General features: G+C 66.4%; 12 protein-coding genes. 8 read left to right on the plus strand and 4 right to left on the minus strand.

Annotated elements, in window-relative coordinates:
- Positions 1–14 precede the first annotated feature (14 nt).
- Genes QM672_RS08630 through QM672_RS08640 form a run of 3 tightly spaced genes read right to left on the minus strand, consistent with a single transcriptional unit; the run spans position 15 to position 4,078 of the window.
- Positions 15–1,433 carry an FGGY family carbohydrate kinase gene (locus QM672_RS08630; RefSeq protein WP_415081955.1) on the minus strand — a complete coding sequence of 473 codons (1,419 nt, stop codon included), beginning with the start codon at positions 1,431–1,433 and terminating at the stop codon, positions 15–17.
- 12 nt (positions 1,434–1,445) lie between these two features.
- On the minus strand, positions 1,446–2,705 hold the full coding sequence (locus QM672_RS08635) for an FAD-dependent oxidoreductase (RefSeq protein WP_415081957.1): 1,260 nt from the start codon (positions 2,703–2,705) through the stop codon (positions 1,446–1,448).
- Positions 2,702–4,078 (minus strand): NAD(P)/FAD-dependent oxidoreductase, encoded by a 1,377-nt coding sequence (locus QM672_RS08640; protein ID WP_415081959.1) that lies wholly within the window; start codon positions 4,076–4,078, stop codon positions 2,702–2,704. Before QM672_RS08640 ends, QM672_RS08635 begins: the two co-directional genes overlap by 4 nt.
- Positions 4,079–4,453: 375 nt before the next feature.
- On the opposite strand from QM672_RS08640, the gene QM672_RS08645 reads away from it, so the two are divergent.
- From QM672_RS08645 to QM672_RS08680, 8 genes are all read left to right on the plus strand, one after another.
- Complete coding sequence (locus QM672_RS08645) at positions 4,454–5,485, plus strand: MsnO8 family LLM class oxidoreductase (protein WP_415081961.1); 1,032 nt, start codon at positions 4,454–4,456, stop codon at positions 5,483–5,485.
- A 55-nt stretch (positions 5,486–5,540) separates the two neighbouring features.
- Positions 5,541–6,854, plus strand: coding sequence for an LLM class flavin-dependent oxidoreductase (locus QM672_RS08650; protein WP_415082055.1), 1,314 nt, complete (start codon positions 5,541–5,543; stop codon positions 6,852–6,854).
- A complete protein-coding gene (locus tag QM672_RS08655) occupies positions 6,854–8,053 on the plus strand; it encodes a M20 aminoacylase family protein (RefSeq protein WP_415081963.1) in 1,200 nt (399 codons plus the stop codon). Before QM672_RS08650 ends, QM672_RS08655 begins: the two co-directional genes overlap by 1 nt.
- Complete coding sequence (locus tag QM672_RS08660) at positions 8,050–8,664, plus strand: GNAT family N-acetyltransferase (RefSeq protein ID WP_415081965.1); 615 nt, start codon at positions 8,050–8,052, stop codon at positions 8,662–8,664. The genes QM672_RS08655 and QM672_RS08660 overlap by 4 nt, the downstream gene beginning before the upstream one ends.
- Positions 8,665–8,749: 85 nt before the next feature.
- A complete protein-coding gene (locus tag QM672_RS08665) occupies positions 8,750–10,534 on the plus strand; it encodes an amino acid ABC transporter permease/ATP-binding protein (protein WP_415081967.1) in 1,785 nt (594 codons plus the stop codon).
- A gap of 84 nt (positions 10,535–10,618) precedes the next feature.
- Positions 10,619–11,554: an ABC transporter substrate-binding protein gene (locus QM672_RS08670; protein WP_311934011.1), complete on the plus strand. Its 936-nt coding sequence runs from the start codon at positions 10,619–10,621 to the stop codon at positions 11,552–11,554.
- Positions 11,555–11,683: 129 nt separating this feature from the next.
- A complete protein-coding gene (locus QM672_RS08675) occupies positions 11,684–12,703 on the plus strand; it encodes an LLM class flavin-dependent oxidoreductase (RefSeq protein ID WP_415081970.1) in 1,020 nt (339 codons plus the stop codon).
- Between the two features lie 46 nt (positions 12,704–12,749).
- Positions 12,750–13,781 (plus strand): PLP-dependent cysteine synthase family protein, encoded by a 1,032-nt coding sequence (locus QM672_RS08680; protein ID WP_415081972.1) that lies wholly within the window; start codon positions 12,750–12,752, stop codon positions 13,779–13,781.
- A gap of 181 nt (positions 13,782–13,962) precedes the next feature.
- Here QM672_RS08680 and epsC read toward each other — a convergent pair whose 3' ends face one another.
- A complete protein-coding gene (gene epsC, locus QM672_RS08685; protein WP_415081974.1) occupies positions 13,963–14,925 on the minus strand; it encodes a serine O-acetyltransferase EpsC in 963 nt (320 codons plus the stop codon).
- Positions 14,926–15,076 lie beyond the last annotated feature (151 nt).

Here is a 15,076-nt window from a genome sequence, read left to right on the forward strand (position 1 = left end):
TGTTCCAATCGCCCTCAGCGCCAGCCCGTTGTCCGGCCGACGGCGCTGCGGAAGCGGGCACGCCATTGCTGGCGAGGGGCGTTCTTCGGCTCGTAGAGCTTGCGCTTGGCGGCAGCCACGGCCGGTATTTCCAGGCCGATGCCGAGGGCCGCGAGCTGGGCCGTGCCCAGGGCCGTGGTCTCGTCGAAATCCGACAAGGCGACGGCCTTGCCGGCGCTGTCGGCCAGGAACTGGCAGAAATAGGGGCTGCGCGACAAGCCGCCATCGATGGCGATCACGTCGCCGGTCTGCACCTCGGCCTCCATTGCCGCCAGGATGTCGCAGGTGAGCAGCGCAATGCCTTCGAGCAGGGCCTGGCGCAGGTCCGCGAAATCGGAAGCCGGCGTCAGGCCGATGATGACGGGGGCGGCGGTGCGGTCCCAATGCGGGCAGGCGAGGCCCGAAAAGGCCGGCACGAAGACGAGCCCGCGTTCGATCGCCGGCGGCTGCCGGAACTGATGGAAATCGTCGACACCGCTGGCGATGCCCGTCTTGACCGCCCATTCGATGCTCGAGCCGACATCGTAGACGCCGCCGTCGAGGGCATAGGTCGGGCGATCGCCGATATGCCAGGCCACCGTCGGCAAGAGTCCGCCGGTCAGCGAGGGCGCCTTGGGAATTGTCGAGGTGACGGCCAGGCAGAAGGCGCCGGTGCCGAAGGTGATCTTGAGGTCGCCGGCCCGACGGCAGCGATGGCCGTAGAGCGCGGCCTGCTGATCGACCAGGGACGCGGTGATCGGCCCGGTCTGCGTCCTGCCGAAGGCTGCCACGGTCTGCCGGATCGGCGGCAGGCTGTCGAGGGGCACGCCGAACAGGGCGCAGAGCTCCTCGTCCCAGGCCCCCGTCGCCAGGTTCATCAACGAGGTGCGGGACGCCGTGGTCGCATCCGTGGCGAACTCGCCCGTCAGGCGCTGCAGGAAGAAGGCATCGGTGGTACCCAGGCGCAGCCGTCCCGCAACGCGGGCCTTGGCGACCTCGGGCAGGTTGTCGAGCATCCAGCGGAATTTGGTGGCTGAGAAATAGGGATCGAGCGGCAGGCCGGCCCGCTCCAGCACGGTCGCGGCCTTGCCGTCCGTCCGCAGCCCTTCGACCAGATCCGCCGTGCGACCATCCTGCCAGACGATTACGGGCGACAAAGGCTTGCCGGTGACGGCGTCCCAGGCCAGGCAGCTTTCCCCCTGGTTGGAAAGGCCGATCGCCGCTGCCGGACCGGCGGCTTCCAGGCAGATCCGGATATTGGCCAGCAATTCTTCCGGATCATGCTCGACCCAGCCCGGATTGGGATGATGCTGGCCATGCCGGATCGCCTTGACGATGGCGATGGCGCCGTCTTCGCCTACCACCAGAGAGCGGGTGGAGGTGGTGCCCTGGTCGATCGCAACGATATTTGCCATCGAGAATTGCTCCTATGGCGCTTTGCTCTGGACCACCTGCAATGTCAGCTCGGTCGCTGCAGGCGGGATGGCGAGATGCGCGGTGGGAATCAGGATACGCCTTTCCGGCGCCGAGGTGATCCTCCGAGACCACAGCACGGAATCGCCGGCCGAAAGCGTGAGGGTTCCTCTCAGCCGTTCAGAGAAGCGCAGCTGGAGTTCCGGCAAGGCGCGCGGCAGATCCACGCGATCGATTTCCTTGGAGTCGATTTCCTGGGGCACGACCAGCTTGATGCCCGCCCCGGTGCGAATGGGAATGCTGGCACGGCGCGGGGACAGTCCGCCTTCGAGGTCGCGGGCGATGCTGCCGGCAATGCGCCGCGCCTCGGCCCAGCACCAGCCGGCGGTCTCCACGGGCCTCAGCAGGTTGCCGGCGGCGAAGATCGCGCCGTCGCGGGTTCGGCCGAAGGCATCGACGACAGGCCCGCCGCTGCCCTGGTCGATCGCCAGGCCGCCGAGGCGCGCCAAGGCCGATTCCGGCGTGAAGGCGCCGGTGAACAGCACGCCGTCGCAATCGATGCCGAGCTCTCCCGCCTGCGAGCGCGCGAGCACCTCCTGCACCCGGTCCTTGCCATTGATGGCGCCGATTTCGGTGCGGTAGTGCACGGGAATGCCGAGCAGGCGCGGCAGCAGCCAGAAGGGAAAGCGAGCCGTGGGGTCGGCGTTGGCTTCGATCACCGCGGCCGGGCGGATGCCACCCGACAGGCAGGTGAGGATGGCCGACATCGCCACCAGTTCGGTGCCGACGATCACCGGCCGGCGGAAGGGCGCGAGCTTTTCCAGATAGACATAGGCCTGCAGGGCGGCCGTGTTGAGAATGCCGAGCGGGCGCTCGCCCGACACCAACCGCGCGGCACGCGAAGCCTCGCGCGTGCCGGTGGCCAACAGGATGCGCCGCGGCCTGAACTCGCTGGGGCCATCAGGCGATACCGCCCTGACAACGCCGTCCCCGACCGAGAGCACGCTATGCCGGGTGAGGATCTCGACGCCGCGGTCCCTCGCACGGGCCTCCAGCCGGGCCGCATAGCGCGTGCCGGAGAGGATGCGGCGGAATTCGCGCATGCCGAAGGGCGAATGGCCGCAATGGCGGGGAATACCGCCCACGACCGTATCGCGTTCGAGCAGCACGACCTTGTCGACGCCGAGTTCCCGGAGCGTCGTTGCCGCCGACAGGCCGGCGGGACCACCGCCGACGACGAGGACATCCGGGGTTATCGCCTTGGCGGCACTCATCGCGCCACTCCGCTGTCGAGGGGCACGGTAAAACGTCCCTGGGTCAGGCTCGCCAGCCTGGCGCTGCAGTTGAAGCCCTGGCAGCGCCCCATGGCGCAACGCGTGCGTCGCTTCAGGCCGCCGAAATCGCCGGCAGCCAGCGGGCGGGACAGGGCAGTCTCGATTTCGCGCTTCGTTACCAGCTCGCAGTGGCAGATGATTTCCCCGTAACCCGGCCGGTCGTAATCGCGCGGCAGGTGCTCGGCGAGATTGGGCATCGGGAAGGTGGGGCCGGCTGCGACGGGCGCGATGCTGCCGCCTGCCTCCTGGTAGAGGCGCAGCACATGGCGGGCTATGCCGAGTGAGGCGGACAAGCCGGTCGAGCGGATGCCGCCGACGCTGATCCAGTTGCGCTCGGCATAGGCATCGATGCGATAGTCCTTCTTCTCCGTGGCCGGCCGCAGCCCGGCATAGCAGGCGGTCACCGGCATGCCGGCCAGGGCCGGCAGGATCTCGATGCCCCGGCGAATCAGGGCTTCGAGCGCGTCGTGGTCGACATCGGCCCGGTCGCGGTCCTGCTGTTCCTCGGCGGTGGGGCCGACGAGCAGGTTGCCGAAGACGGTGCGCGTGACCACCACCCCCTTGGTGCGTTCATTGGGCACCGGCAGGATGATGGCCGCAGCCAGCCTGTAGGCCGCCTTGTCGAACACCACGAACTGGCCCTTGCGCGGACGGATCTCGAAGGCGCACTGGCCGAGAAGCGCCTTGTCGATTTCGTCGCCATGGTTGCCGGCGCAATTGATCACGCTGCGAGCCTCGACGGGCCCGGCCGTGGTTTCCAGGCGCCATATCCGGCCGTCGAACTGGCCGCCGATGACACGGGTGCCGCGCAGGACGGTGGCGCCATGAGCCATGGCCTGCTCGACATAGGCGAGGAAGGGGCTCCAGGGGTCGATCAGGGCCTCGTCCGGCACGAAGAGGGCGGCGCGCGCCGCCTCCGATAGCCCCGGCTCCCTGGCGCGCAATTCGGCGCGGCCAATCAGCGCGACATTGTCGATGCCGTTTTCCAGTGCCTTGGCGCGGATACCCGCCAGGCCGGCTTCCTCGGCCTCGTTCCAGGCGACGACGAGCGCGCTGCTGCGCAGGAGCGGCAGCCCCAAAGCCTGGTGGATCTCGAGATATTCGGCGTAGCCGGCGCGGATGCAGGCAAGTTCCAGGCTGCCGGGCGGAGCGTCGAAGCCCGTATGCAGGATGGCGCTGTTGGCCTTGCTGGCACCGGAGAGGATGTCGCCGCCGGCCTCGATCAGGGTGATGGCGAGCCCTTCCAGCGCAAAGCGTCGGGCGATCGCGCATCCCACGACCCCCGCGCCGATGATGGCGACATCGCTGACCATTGTGCCGTCTTTCCCCCAGGCCGCTCCGGGCGCGAGCCTGTTGCGCCATCTGAGCAAATTCGCGGCTGCTTCGCTACTGGCTGGTGCTGCCACCCCTCATCTCCCTGCCGGGACCTTCTCCCGCAAGGGGAGAAGGGATTTGATTGGGATGGGCGTTGGAGATCGCAACGGGACCAAAGCACTGGACCAACGGAGTAAAACTCCCTTCTCCCCTTGCGGGAGAAGGTGGCGGCAGCCGGATGAGGGCTGAGCCACCTCTCGAAGATTATTCGATCACCATCAAAGATTCATATTTAATATATAGAAATAGTAGTCTATTGTGCCTTCCTCTCCTTGGCGGTGCCGTCGGCGCCGCATCGAAAGCAAGATGGCACGATGAGTTACAGGCTGAGTCTGCTCGACAAGAGCCCCCTTGCTCCCGGCGACAACGCGGCCGATGCCCTCAAGCGTACGATTGCCCTGGCCCAGGCGGCGGAGCGGCTCGGCTATCATCGCTTCTGGGTTGCCGAGCATCACAATGCCCCCGAACTCGCCAGTTCCGCGCCGGAAGTGCTGATCGCCTTCCTGCTCGCCAACACGGCCCGAATCCGTATCGGCTCGGGCGGCGTGATGCTTCAGCATTACAGCGCCTACAAGGTGGCCGAGGTCTTCAATCTGCTGGCCTCGCTGGCGCCGGGGCGGGTCGATCTCGGCATCGGCAAGGCGCCCGGTGGGCTGCCGCTGGCGACGCGCGCGTTGCAGGGAGCCTATGACCCCGCCCGCAAGCCGGGCTTTGCCGGGCAGCTCGACGATCTCGGCCGTTTCCTGGAGGGGCCGGTCGCAGCCGGCGAAGCGCTGGCCGGGTTGAGCGCCACCCCGCGGCCGCCCGTGGCGCCCGAGCGCTTCCTGCTGGGGGCAAGCGTGGAAAGCGCCGAGCTAGCGGCCGCCAGGGGCTGGCAGTTCGTATTCGCCCGCCACCTCAATGGCGACGATGCCCTGCTTGCCGATGCCGTTGCGGCCTATCGCGGCAAGGCCGGACGACCGCCTTTGGTGGCGGTGGCTGCCATCGTTGCCGACAGCGCCGCCGAGGCGGCACGCCAGGCCGCGGGCCTGCAGCTCTTCAAGGTGCATGTCCCTGGTGCGCAGAGCGTCACCGTCGGCAGCGAGGCGCAGGCGGAGGATTATGCCCGCCAGGCGGGCGCCAGCGATTTTCGTATCGAGCGCAAAACACCCAGCGTTCTCGCCGGCACGGCTGGAGATGTAGTGGCGGCACTCGATCGCCTGCATGAGCGCCACGGCATCGAGGAATTCATCGTCGAGCCCGCCGTGAAGGGCGATGCGAGACTCACTCTGGCGGAGCACCTGGCCGAGGCCCGCAACTCCACGATCCCGCAGCACGCCACCCTGCGCCAAGCCGTTCCCGCCTGACCATCACGCATTTGAGGAGAGAGATTTGAGCAGGAAACGCATTCCCTTCGGTGTGATGCTGCAAGGCCCGGGCGGCCATATGAACGCCTGGAAGCATCCGAGCGTGCCGGCCGATGCCAGCGTCAATTTCGAGCACTATGTCCGTGCTGCGCGCCAGGCCGAAAAGGCCGGTATCGCCTTCGTCTTCATCGCCGACGGCCTCTATATCAACGAGATCTCCATTCCGCATTTCCTCAACCGGTTCGAGCCGATCGCCCTGCTGTCGGCCCTGGCCGCCTCGACCGCCAGCATCGGCCTGGTCGGCACGCTCTCGACCTCCTATTCCGATCCCTTCACCGTGGCCCGGCAGTTCGGCTCGATCGACGTGATCAGCGGCGGCCGCGCCGGCTGGAATGCGGTGACCTCGCCGCTGGAAGGATCGGCCCGCAACTACAACCGCGACAAGCATCCCGAACATGCCCTGCGCTACGAGATCGCCGGCGAGCATATCGAGGTGGTCAAGGGGCTGTGGGACAGCTGGGACGACGATGCCTTCCCGCGCGATCGCGAGACCGGCCGCTATGCCGACTTCACCAAGATGCACCGGCTCGATTTCAAGGGCCGCTTCCATGCCGCCGAAGGGCCGCTCAATCTCGGCCGCTCCCCACAGGGCCAGCCGGTGCTGTTCCAGGCGGGTGCCTCCGACGATGGCATCAAGCTCGCCGGCCGCCATGCCGATGCGGTGTTCGCCGGCTCCGAATCCTTCGAGCAGAACCGGGAGCTCTCGCGCAAGCTCAAGCAGAGTGCCCAGGCGCATGGCCGCCAACCCGACCACCTCAAGATATTCCCCGGCGTCGCGCCCGTCGTCGGTTCGACCGAGGAGGAAGCGGAACGCAAATATCAGGAGATCCGCGCCCTGGTGACCGACCATGAGGCGCTGCTCTATCTCGGGCGCTTCTTCGATCATCACGACTTCACCGCCTATCCGCTCGACGATCCCTTCCCGGACCTCGGCGATATCGGCGCCAATAATTTCAGGGCCCATACCGACCGCATCAAGCGTGTGGCGCGCGAGAAGAAGCTGACCCTGCGCGAGGTCGCCCTCAACGAAGCGACCCCGCGCTCGCGCTTCATCGGCACGCCCGAAGCCGTTGCCGACGAACTGGGCCGTTGGGTCGAGGGCGGGGCGGCCGACGGTTTCGTGCTCGGCTTCCACGTGCTCAATGCCGGCCTCGACGATTTCGAGGCGCAGGTCCTGCCGATCCTGGAGGCACGCGGCCAGCATCGCCCTGCCCAGTTCGGCACCACGCTCAGGGACCATCTCGGCCTGCCCTATCGCGACAGCCGCTATGCCGTGCCGAGCGCCGGAACCGGCGAGGAGGCGGCCTGATGACGGCGCAGTTTCCCCTGCCTTCGGCCGCTGGAGTCGAAATCGCACTGCAGGGCGACGAGTTCATCGCCCTGCGCCGCAAGCTGCATACCGAGCCCGAGCTTGCCTACAAGGAAGAAAAGACCAGCGCTCTCGTCGCTGGCTATCTGGAAGGCTGGGGCTATGAGGTGGCGCGCAATATCGGCGGCACCGGGGTGGTCGGCACGCTCAGAAGCGGCGAGGGCGGGCGAACCGTCGGCATCCGTGCCGACATGGATGCCTTGCCGATCACCGAGGCCACGGGCCTGCCTTATGCCAGCACGGTGCCGGGCGTGATGCATGCCTGTGGCCATGACGGGCATACCTCGATCCTGCTGGCGGCGGCCAAGCACCTTGCCGAGACGCGTGGCTTTTCCGGCACGCTGAGGGTGATCTTCCAGCCGGCCGAGGAGAATGGTGGCGGTGCCCGCTCGATGATCAAGGACGGGTTGTTCGAGCGCTTCCCCGTCGATGCCGTGTTCGGGCTGCACAATTGGCCGGGCGTGCCCGCCGGCGAGTTCGGTTTCCTCACCGGACCGGCCATGGCTTCGGTGGACCTCGCCATCATCCGCATCATCGGCAAGGGCGGCCATGGCGCCAAGCCACAGCAGGCGATCGACCCGGTGGTGGCTTCGGCTTCGCTGGTGCTGGCGCTGCAGACGGTGGTCTCGCGCAATGTCGATCCGCTGGAGGCGGTGGTCGTCACCGTCGGCTCGATCCATGGTGGCATCGCACCCAACGTCATCCCCGACAGCGTCGAACTGCAACTGACCATCCGCACCTTCGACGATGCGGTCCGCGAGAATGTGCGCCAACGCATCATCGAACTGGCGCAGAGCCACGCCGCCTCCTTTGGCGCGCGCGCCGAGGTCCATTATCCGCGTGGCTATCCGGTGCTGGTCAACCATGCCGGGGAGACCGCGTTCGCCCGCCAGGTGGCCGCCCGCCATTTCGGGGAAGACCGCATCCGCCGGGGCTTCCGGCCGATCACCGCGAGCGAGGACTTTGCCTTCATGCTCAAGGAGCGGCCGGGCAGCTACCTCTTCATCGGCAATGGCGACAGCGCCGACCTGCACAACCCCCAATATGACTTCAACGATGCCATTCTCGTGGATGCGGCGCGCTACTGGGTCGCGCTGGTCCAGGATTATCTTTCGGATAATAGTGAGCCGGCAAAATGAAAGATGTCTTCTTCTATACGACTCCGCTCGATGAACAGGCGCGTCCCCTGATCGAGGCTCTCACCTTCGAATATCAGTCGCGCTACGGCAATTATTGGGGTGAACCGGGTTCGGCGGAAATGAGCCGCTATCCCGCCGAGCTCTTCGCACCGCCCCATGGCAATTTCGTGCTCCTGTTGCGCGACGGCGTGGCCATCGCAGGAGGCGCCTTCAAGCGCTATGACGAACGCACGGCGGAATTCAAGCGGGTATGGACCCATGTCGACCTGCGCCGCCAGGGCCTGGCCCGCAAGGTGCTGGCCGAGCTCGAGGCGCAGGCCGCCCGTCAGGGCTATAGCCGCATATATCTCACCACCGGCTTCCGCCAGCCGGAAGCCGCAGGTCTCTATCTCTCCACCGGCTATACCGCCCTGTTCGACGTCACCAAGGATCCCGAGACCTACGGCTCGCTGCCCTTCGAGAAGGACATCGCACCTCTCGCCGTCGCGGTCGAACCGCTTGTGACAGGCGAAGGGCCGCCGGCAGGCGACAGACTGGTCGCACTCAGCGCTGTCCGCGCCGCCCGCCAGGCTGCCCCGGACCAAGGCCAGGCTGGGCGCAAGGCGGGCTGACAGGCCGGTTTTCACCGACCTTCTTTCGTCATTAATTCTATTATTTCTATGAACTAACTGAATATGAGCAGGAAGGAAGCGCAGCATGGCCTCCACCACGGATTTCGACGGCTTACTCGCGGGCCCGCAATCAGGCAGTGCCCCCGATTATTCCCGCTATCGCGTGGTGCCGGCCCGGCATCCCTGGCGCGCCGTCGGCACGGTGGCGGCCGTGCTCATCCTTGGCATCACCCTGCATTCGATCCTGACCAACCCGAAATGGGGCTGGGCCGTCTTCGCGCAGTACTTCGTCTCCGAGCCGGTTCTGGTCGGGCTCGCCCGCACCGTATTGCTCACCGTGCTCGCCTCCATCTTCGGCTTCCTGCTCGGCGGCACGCTCGCCTTCGCACGGGTCTCGAAATCGCCCCTGCTCGCCGGGATTTCCTGGGGCTATATCTGGCTGCTGCGCTCGGTGCCCCTGATCGTGCTGCTGCTGATCCTCAACAATCTCGGCTATCTCTACACCACGCTCGATCTCGGCATCCCCTATACCGGGATTTCCTTCGCCCAGTATAATCTGGTGGAAGTGCTCAGCCCCTTCGCAGTGGCGCTGATCGGCCTCAGCTTGAACCAGGCCGCCTTCTCGGCCGAGATCATCCGGGGCGGCATCCTCTCCGTCGACCAGGGCCAGCACGAGGCCGCCGCCGCTCTCGGCCTGTCGCGCCGCCGCCATGCCCTCGGCATCGTGCTGCCCCAGGCGATGCGCGCCATCCTGCCGAGCGGTTTCAACGAGATCATCGGCCTGGCCAAGTCGACCTCCATGGTCTACGTGCTGGCGCTGCCGGAACTGTTCTACACCGTGCAGGTGATCTACCGGCGCAATCTCGAAGTCATCCCCCTCCTGATGGTGGCGACGGTCTGGTACCTCATCATCATGAGCGTGCTCTCGCTCATCCAGCTGAGGATCGAGCGGCATTATGCCAGGGGCGCCCTACGGACCACGCCCGCCTCGCTACTGGAACGCATCACGGGGCGAAATAGTAGCCGGCAAAATAAATCGACGACTGTGGCCCAATCACCAGCGCCGGCGGCGCGCAGGCCCCTGGTTTCGGCATTGCGACCGGCCAGGCGGGAGGGCCTGATCGAGATCCATGGCCTGTCCAAGCGCTATGGCAGCCATACCGTGCTGGACAATGTCAATCTCACCGTCCGGCCCGGCGAGGTCACGGCCATTCTCGGCCCCTCCGGTGCCGGCAAGTCGACGCTGCTGCGTGCGATCAATCATCTCGAACGTGCGAGCGAGGGGTTCATCGCCATCGATGGCGAGCTGATCGGCTATGAGCGCCGCGGCAACGTGCTCTATGAGCTGAAGGAAGGCGCAATCCGCCGCCGCCGTGCTTCGATCGGCATGGTGTTCCAGAACTTCAACCTGTTTCCGCATCTCACCGTGCTCGAGAACATCATCGAGGCGCCGGTCTCGGTGCAGAAGGTGCCGCGCAGCGAGGCCCTCGAACAGGCCCGCGACCTCCTCAGCCGCATCGGTCTTTCCGACAAGGCGGATGCCTATCCCCGCCAGCTGTCGGGCGGCCAGCAGCAGCGCGTCGCCATTGCCAGGGCCCTGGCGCTCAAGCCCAAGGTCATCTTGTTCGACGAGCCGACCTCCGCCCTCGATCCTGAACTTGTCGGCGAGGTGCTCGAAGTGATCAAGGAACTCGCTACCTCCGGCACCACCATGGTGATCGTCACCCACGAAGTCGGCTTCGCCCGCGAAGTGGCCGATACCGTGGTGTTCATGGAGAACGGCCGCGTCCTCGAATCCGGCCCGCCTGCCCAGCTTTTCAATGCACCCGCCCATTCCCGCCTCGGCGAATTCCTCGCCAAGGTCCTGTGACGCCCGACGTTTCTTCGACCTCTATGCCGGCGCGTGGAGAGCCGCCGGCGCGACCCTTCCTCCCACGCCCGATCAGGAGATCCCATGACAATCCGTCCCGCCTCCATCGCCGCCGGTGCCCTCGCGGCCGCGCTGGCCTTCGGCCTCAGCCTTGCCGCCTTCGCCGCCGAGTTCGACCTCAGCCCGGAACAGCCCGGCCGCCTGCGCGCCGACAGGAACGAAGAGGCGATCAAGGCGATTGCCAAGGACGCCAAATTCGCCCGGGACGGCAAGTTCGTGGTGGCGGTCAATCCCGGCCTGCCGCCGATCGCGACCTATGCCACCGATTCCAAGACGCCGGTCGGCTTCGATCCCGATCTCTCCCAGCTGGTGGCCGACAGCCTCGGCAAGGAACTGGTGCTGGAAACGGTGGCCTGGGCGGACTGGCCGCTCGGCCTGTCCTCGGGCAAATACGATGCGGTGATCACCAACGTCACGGTGACCGAGGAGCGCAAGGAGAAATTCGATTTCTCCACCTATCGGCGCGACGTTCTCGGTCTCTATGTCAAGTCGGACAGCCCGATCACTTCGGTGAAGGAGCCCAAGGATATCGCCGGCCTGAAGGTGATCACCGACCCCGGCACCAACCAGGAGAAGATCCTGCTGGCATGGGACAAGCAGAACCAGGCTGCCGGCCTCAAGCCGGTCGAGGTGCAGTATTACGACGACGATGCGGTGAAGACGCTGGCGCTGCAGTCCGGCCGTGCCGACATCACCTTCAGCGTGAACGCCACCCAGGCCTTCCAATCGGCGCAGACGGGCAAGACCAAGCTGGTCGGCACGCTTTCGGGCGGCTGGCCGCTCACGGCCGACATTGCCGTCACCACCCGCAAGGGCGGCGGCCTTGCCGATGCCATCACGATCGCCGTCAACGGCCTGATCAAGGACGGCAAATACGCCAAGACGCTCGCCCGCTGGAACCTGAGCGCCGAGGCGATCGAGAAAGCCGAGACCAATCCCCAGGGCCTGCCGAAGAGCTGAAGCCGGGCGCGACGATACAACATGGATCCGTAAGGCTCTGTCATGGCCGGCTGAGCCCCTTCCCTTCGCCACGCTCAGCCGGGGACGACGGCTCCTTTTTCGAACGAATCCCAGCCAAGAAGATTGCCCATGCCTTCTCCTCTCGTCAGCCATGTCGGCTTCCTCTCGCCGGGCAGCTATCCGGACGATGATCCGGCGGGCGGGCTGGAGCGTACGCTACGCTTGTTCGAGCTCGGCGAGAGCCTGGGCTTCGACAGCGCCTGGGTGCGCCAGCGCCATCTCGAACCGGGCATATCCGCTGCTGCGGTGTTCCTGGCGGCGGCGAGCCAGCGCACCCGCCATATCCAGCTCGGCACCGCGGTGATCCCGATCGGTTATGAAAGTCCCTATCGCCTGGCCGAGGATCTGGCCACCGTCGACGTGCTCTCGCGCGGCCGGCTCAATGTCGGCCTCAGCGCCGGTACGCCGCCGCATGCCGAATTGCTGGCGCCGCTGGTCTTCGACGGCGACTGGCGCTCCAACGATTTCTCCCATGCGAGGGTGCAGCGGCTGGCCGATAATCTCCGCGGGCACTATCTCGGCGCACCCGACAGCCTGATCGACATTCCCGGCGGTCGCATCCGGCCCCGCCTGCAGCCCTATGCCAAGGGGCTGGTCGAGCGGCTGTGGTATGGCGGCGGCTCGCTGCGCTCGGTCGAATGGGCCGGCCGCAACGGCTTCAACCTCCTGATGGGCAATGTCACCACGGGCGAGGGCATCGACGATTTCTTCGAGGCGCAGACGCGCCAGCTCGAGACCTATCGCGCGGCATCGGCCCGGCCTCGCATTGCCCTCGGCCGCGTCATCGTGCCCACAGACAGCGCCGATGGAACGACGCGGCGGCGCTATGCCGGCTATGCCGCCAGCCGGCATGCCCGCACGCTTGCGCCCAACGGCCCCCGGCGCACGCTCTATGCTGCCGATCTCGTCGGCCCCTCCGACCAGATCCTGGAGCGTCTCGCCGCCGATCCGGTGCTCGCCGGCGTGGGGGAGTTCCGGCTGGAGCTGCCCTATGCCTTCGCCCAGCACGATTACGAGCAGATTCTCACCGATTTCATCCAGCGCATCGCGCCCGAACTTGGCTGGGCGCGAACAGCGATCGCGGCATGACGACGAGATCCACCTAGACAGCCCCTCAAGACAGCCGAGGCCTGACATGAATTCCGGTACTCTCCGCGCTGCCGTGGCCAAGCCCGGCCACATCCACGACAATCTCACCGACCTGATCGGCAATACGCCGCTGCTCGAGCTGCACAATTATGCCCGCAACCGCAATCTGTTCGGGCGGATCGTCGCCAAGATCGAGTTCTTCAATCCGGCCGGCAGCATCAAGGACCGCGCCGCCTGGGCCATCATCGCCGAGGCCGAGGCGGCCGGCCGCCTGAAGCGCGGCGACCTCGTCGTTGACGTGACCAGCGGCAATACCGGCATCGGGCTTGCCGCCGTGGCCGCCTCGCGCGGCTACCGGGCCAAGTTCTATGTCAGCGACAATATCAGCCAGGACAAGGTCAAGCTGCTGCGCCTCTACGGTGCCGAGGTCGTCACCGTGAACAACGCCTTCTTCCTCGCCCCCGACGCGATCGACAAGATCACGCAGCGCATACGCGAAGAAAACCCCTCGGCCTTCTTCGCCGACCAGCTCGCCAATCCCGCCAACCCGCGTGCCCATTTCGAAACGACGGGCCCCGAGATCTGGCGTGATACCGCCGGCAGCGTCGACATCCTGGTCGGCGGGGTCGGCACCGGCGGCACCACGGCCGGCGCCGGGCGCTTCCTCAAGTCGAAGAAACCGGGCCTGAAGGTGGTGATCGCCGAGCCGGGCGAAGGATCGATCCCGACGGAGGACAATCCCTATCCCGACGAGATCGACGGGGTGCACAAGGTGAGCGAGGTGCCACCGGAGCAATTGCCGAAGAATGTCGATACCGGGATCGCCGACGAGATCATCGCGCTGAGCACCGCGCAGGCCCGGCGGACGGCGCTCGAGCTGGTGGCGGAAGAAGGCATCTTCGCCGGCACCTCTTCGGGCGCCGTGCTGTGGGCCGCCACCCAATTGGCGGCGCGGGCCGAGAACGCCGGCAAGGTCATCGTCACCATTCTGCCCGATACGGGCGAGCGCTATCTAGGCTCGACCTGGTGGCCGCTCGAGACGGCGCCGGGAGTCCGGGGGGCGGGCGCGGCCCGGTAGTGGCAATGTATGATTGCTCTGCGTGTATCGACATCAGCTCGACCCTCGTCATTGCCGGGCTTTGACCCAGCAATCCAGCCGATCTTTCGATATCGCGGATGGCGAAACTCTGGATGCCCGGGTCAAGCCCCGGGCATGACAAAGGTCTGCGCTGGTGCGAGCGCGTCAGCGATGGCCCGCCTCAATCGACCTGCCCGTTGCTGCGGGCATGGGCCTGGGTGATCTGGCTGCCCGGCGGTACGCTGCGGGTCAGCCAGACATTGCCGCCGATCGCCGAGCCCCGGCCGATGGTGATGCGGCCGAGCACGGTGGCGCCGGCATAGATGACGACGTCATCCTCGACGATCGGATGGCGGGGGCTGCCCTTGACGAGCACCCCGTTCTCATCGGTGGGAAAATGGCGGGCGCCCAGCGTCACGGCCTGGTAGAGGCGCACGCGCTCGCCGATGACGGTGGTCTCGCCGATGACCACGCCGGTGCCGTGGTCGATGAAGAAACTGCCGCCGATCTCGGCGCCGGGATGGATGTCGATGCCGGTCTTCGAATGGGCGATGTCGGAGATCAGCCGGGCGAGGAAGGTCGCGCCCAGGCCGTGCAGGGCATGGGCGAGACGATGATAGATGATCGCCGTCATGCCGGGATAGCCGAGCAGGATTTCGGGAAAGTTGGTGGCCGCGGGATCGCCGCGGAAGGCGGCGGTGAGGTCGCTGACCAAGACGCCGCGAATGGAAGGCAGCCGGCTGGCGAAATCGCCGGTGATGGCCAGAGCCTGTTCATGCAGGCTGGCTTCCGGCGGGACCTCCTCGCGGGTGAAGGCGAGGCTGCGACGCACCTGTTCCGTCAACAGGATCAGGGCATTGTCGAGCGTCGAGCCGACGAAATAGTCGATATTGCCGGCGCCGATCTCCGACTGGCCGTAGTGGCTGGGAAAGAGGGCGGCCGTCAGCCCGCCGAGAATGGTCGTGACCGTCTCGCGCGAGGGCGTGCGGCGGATGCGGCCCTGGTGGCGGATATTGTGGGTGATCTCGCGCGAGAGCCGGAGCTGCGCCACCAGAGCATCGAGGTTCCAGCGGGGTGCCACCGGGCTCGGCGTCCCTCCGGCTTCTTCCTGCAAGGCGATGGCATGCTGCAGGGTCTCGGTCATGGCATGGCCCTTCGTGACGTCGCGGTTGCGCCGGCCTCAGAGGCGAAGGCGATGCGGTCCGAATGTTGTAAATTTTATTTTCTACTATTTCTATAGACAAATTATAAATTTCGATCGAAGCTGCGTTCCAGCCTCGCATCCGCATCACGGA

The organism is Labrys sp. (in: a-proteobacteria) (assembly GCF_047605565.1).
In the GTDB taxonomy this organism is placed as follows: Bacteria; Pseudomonadota; Alphaproteobacteria; order Rhizobiales; family Labraceae; genus Labrys; species Labrys neptuniae.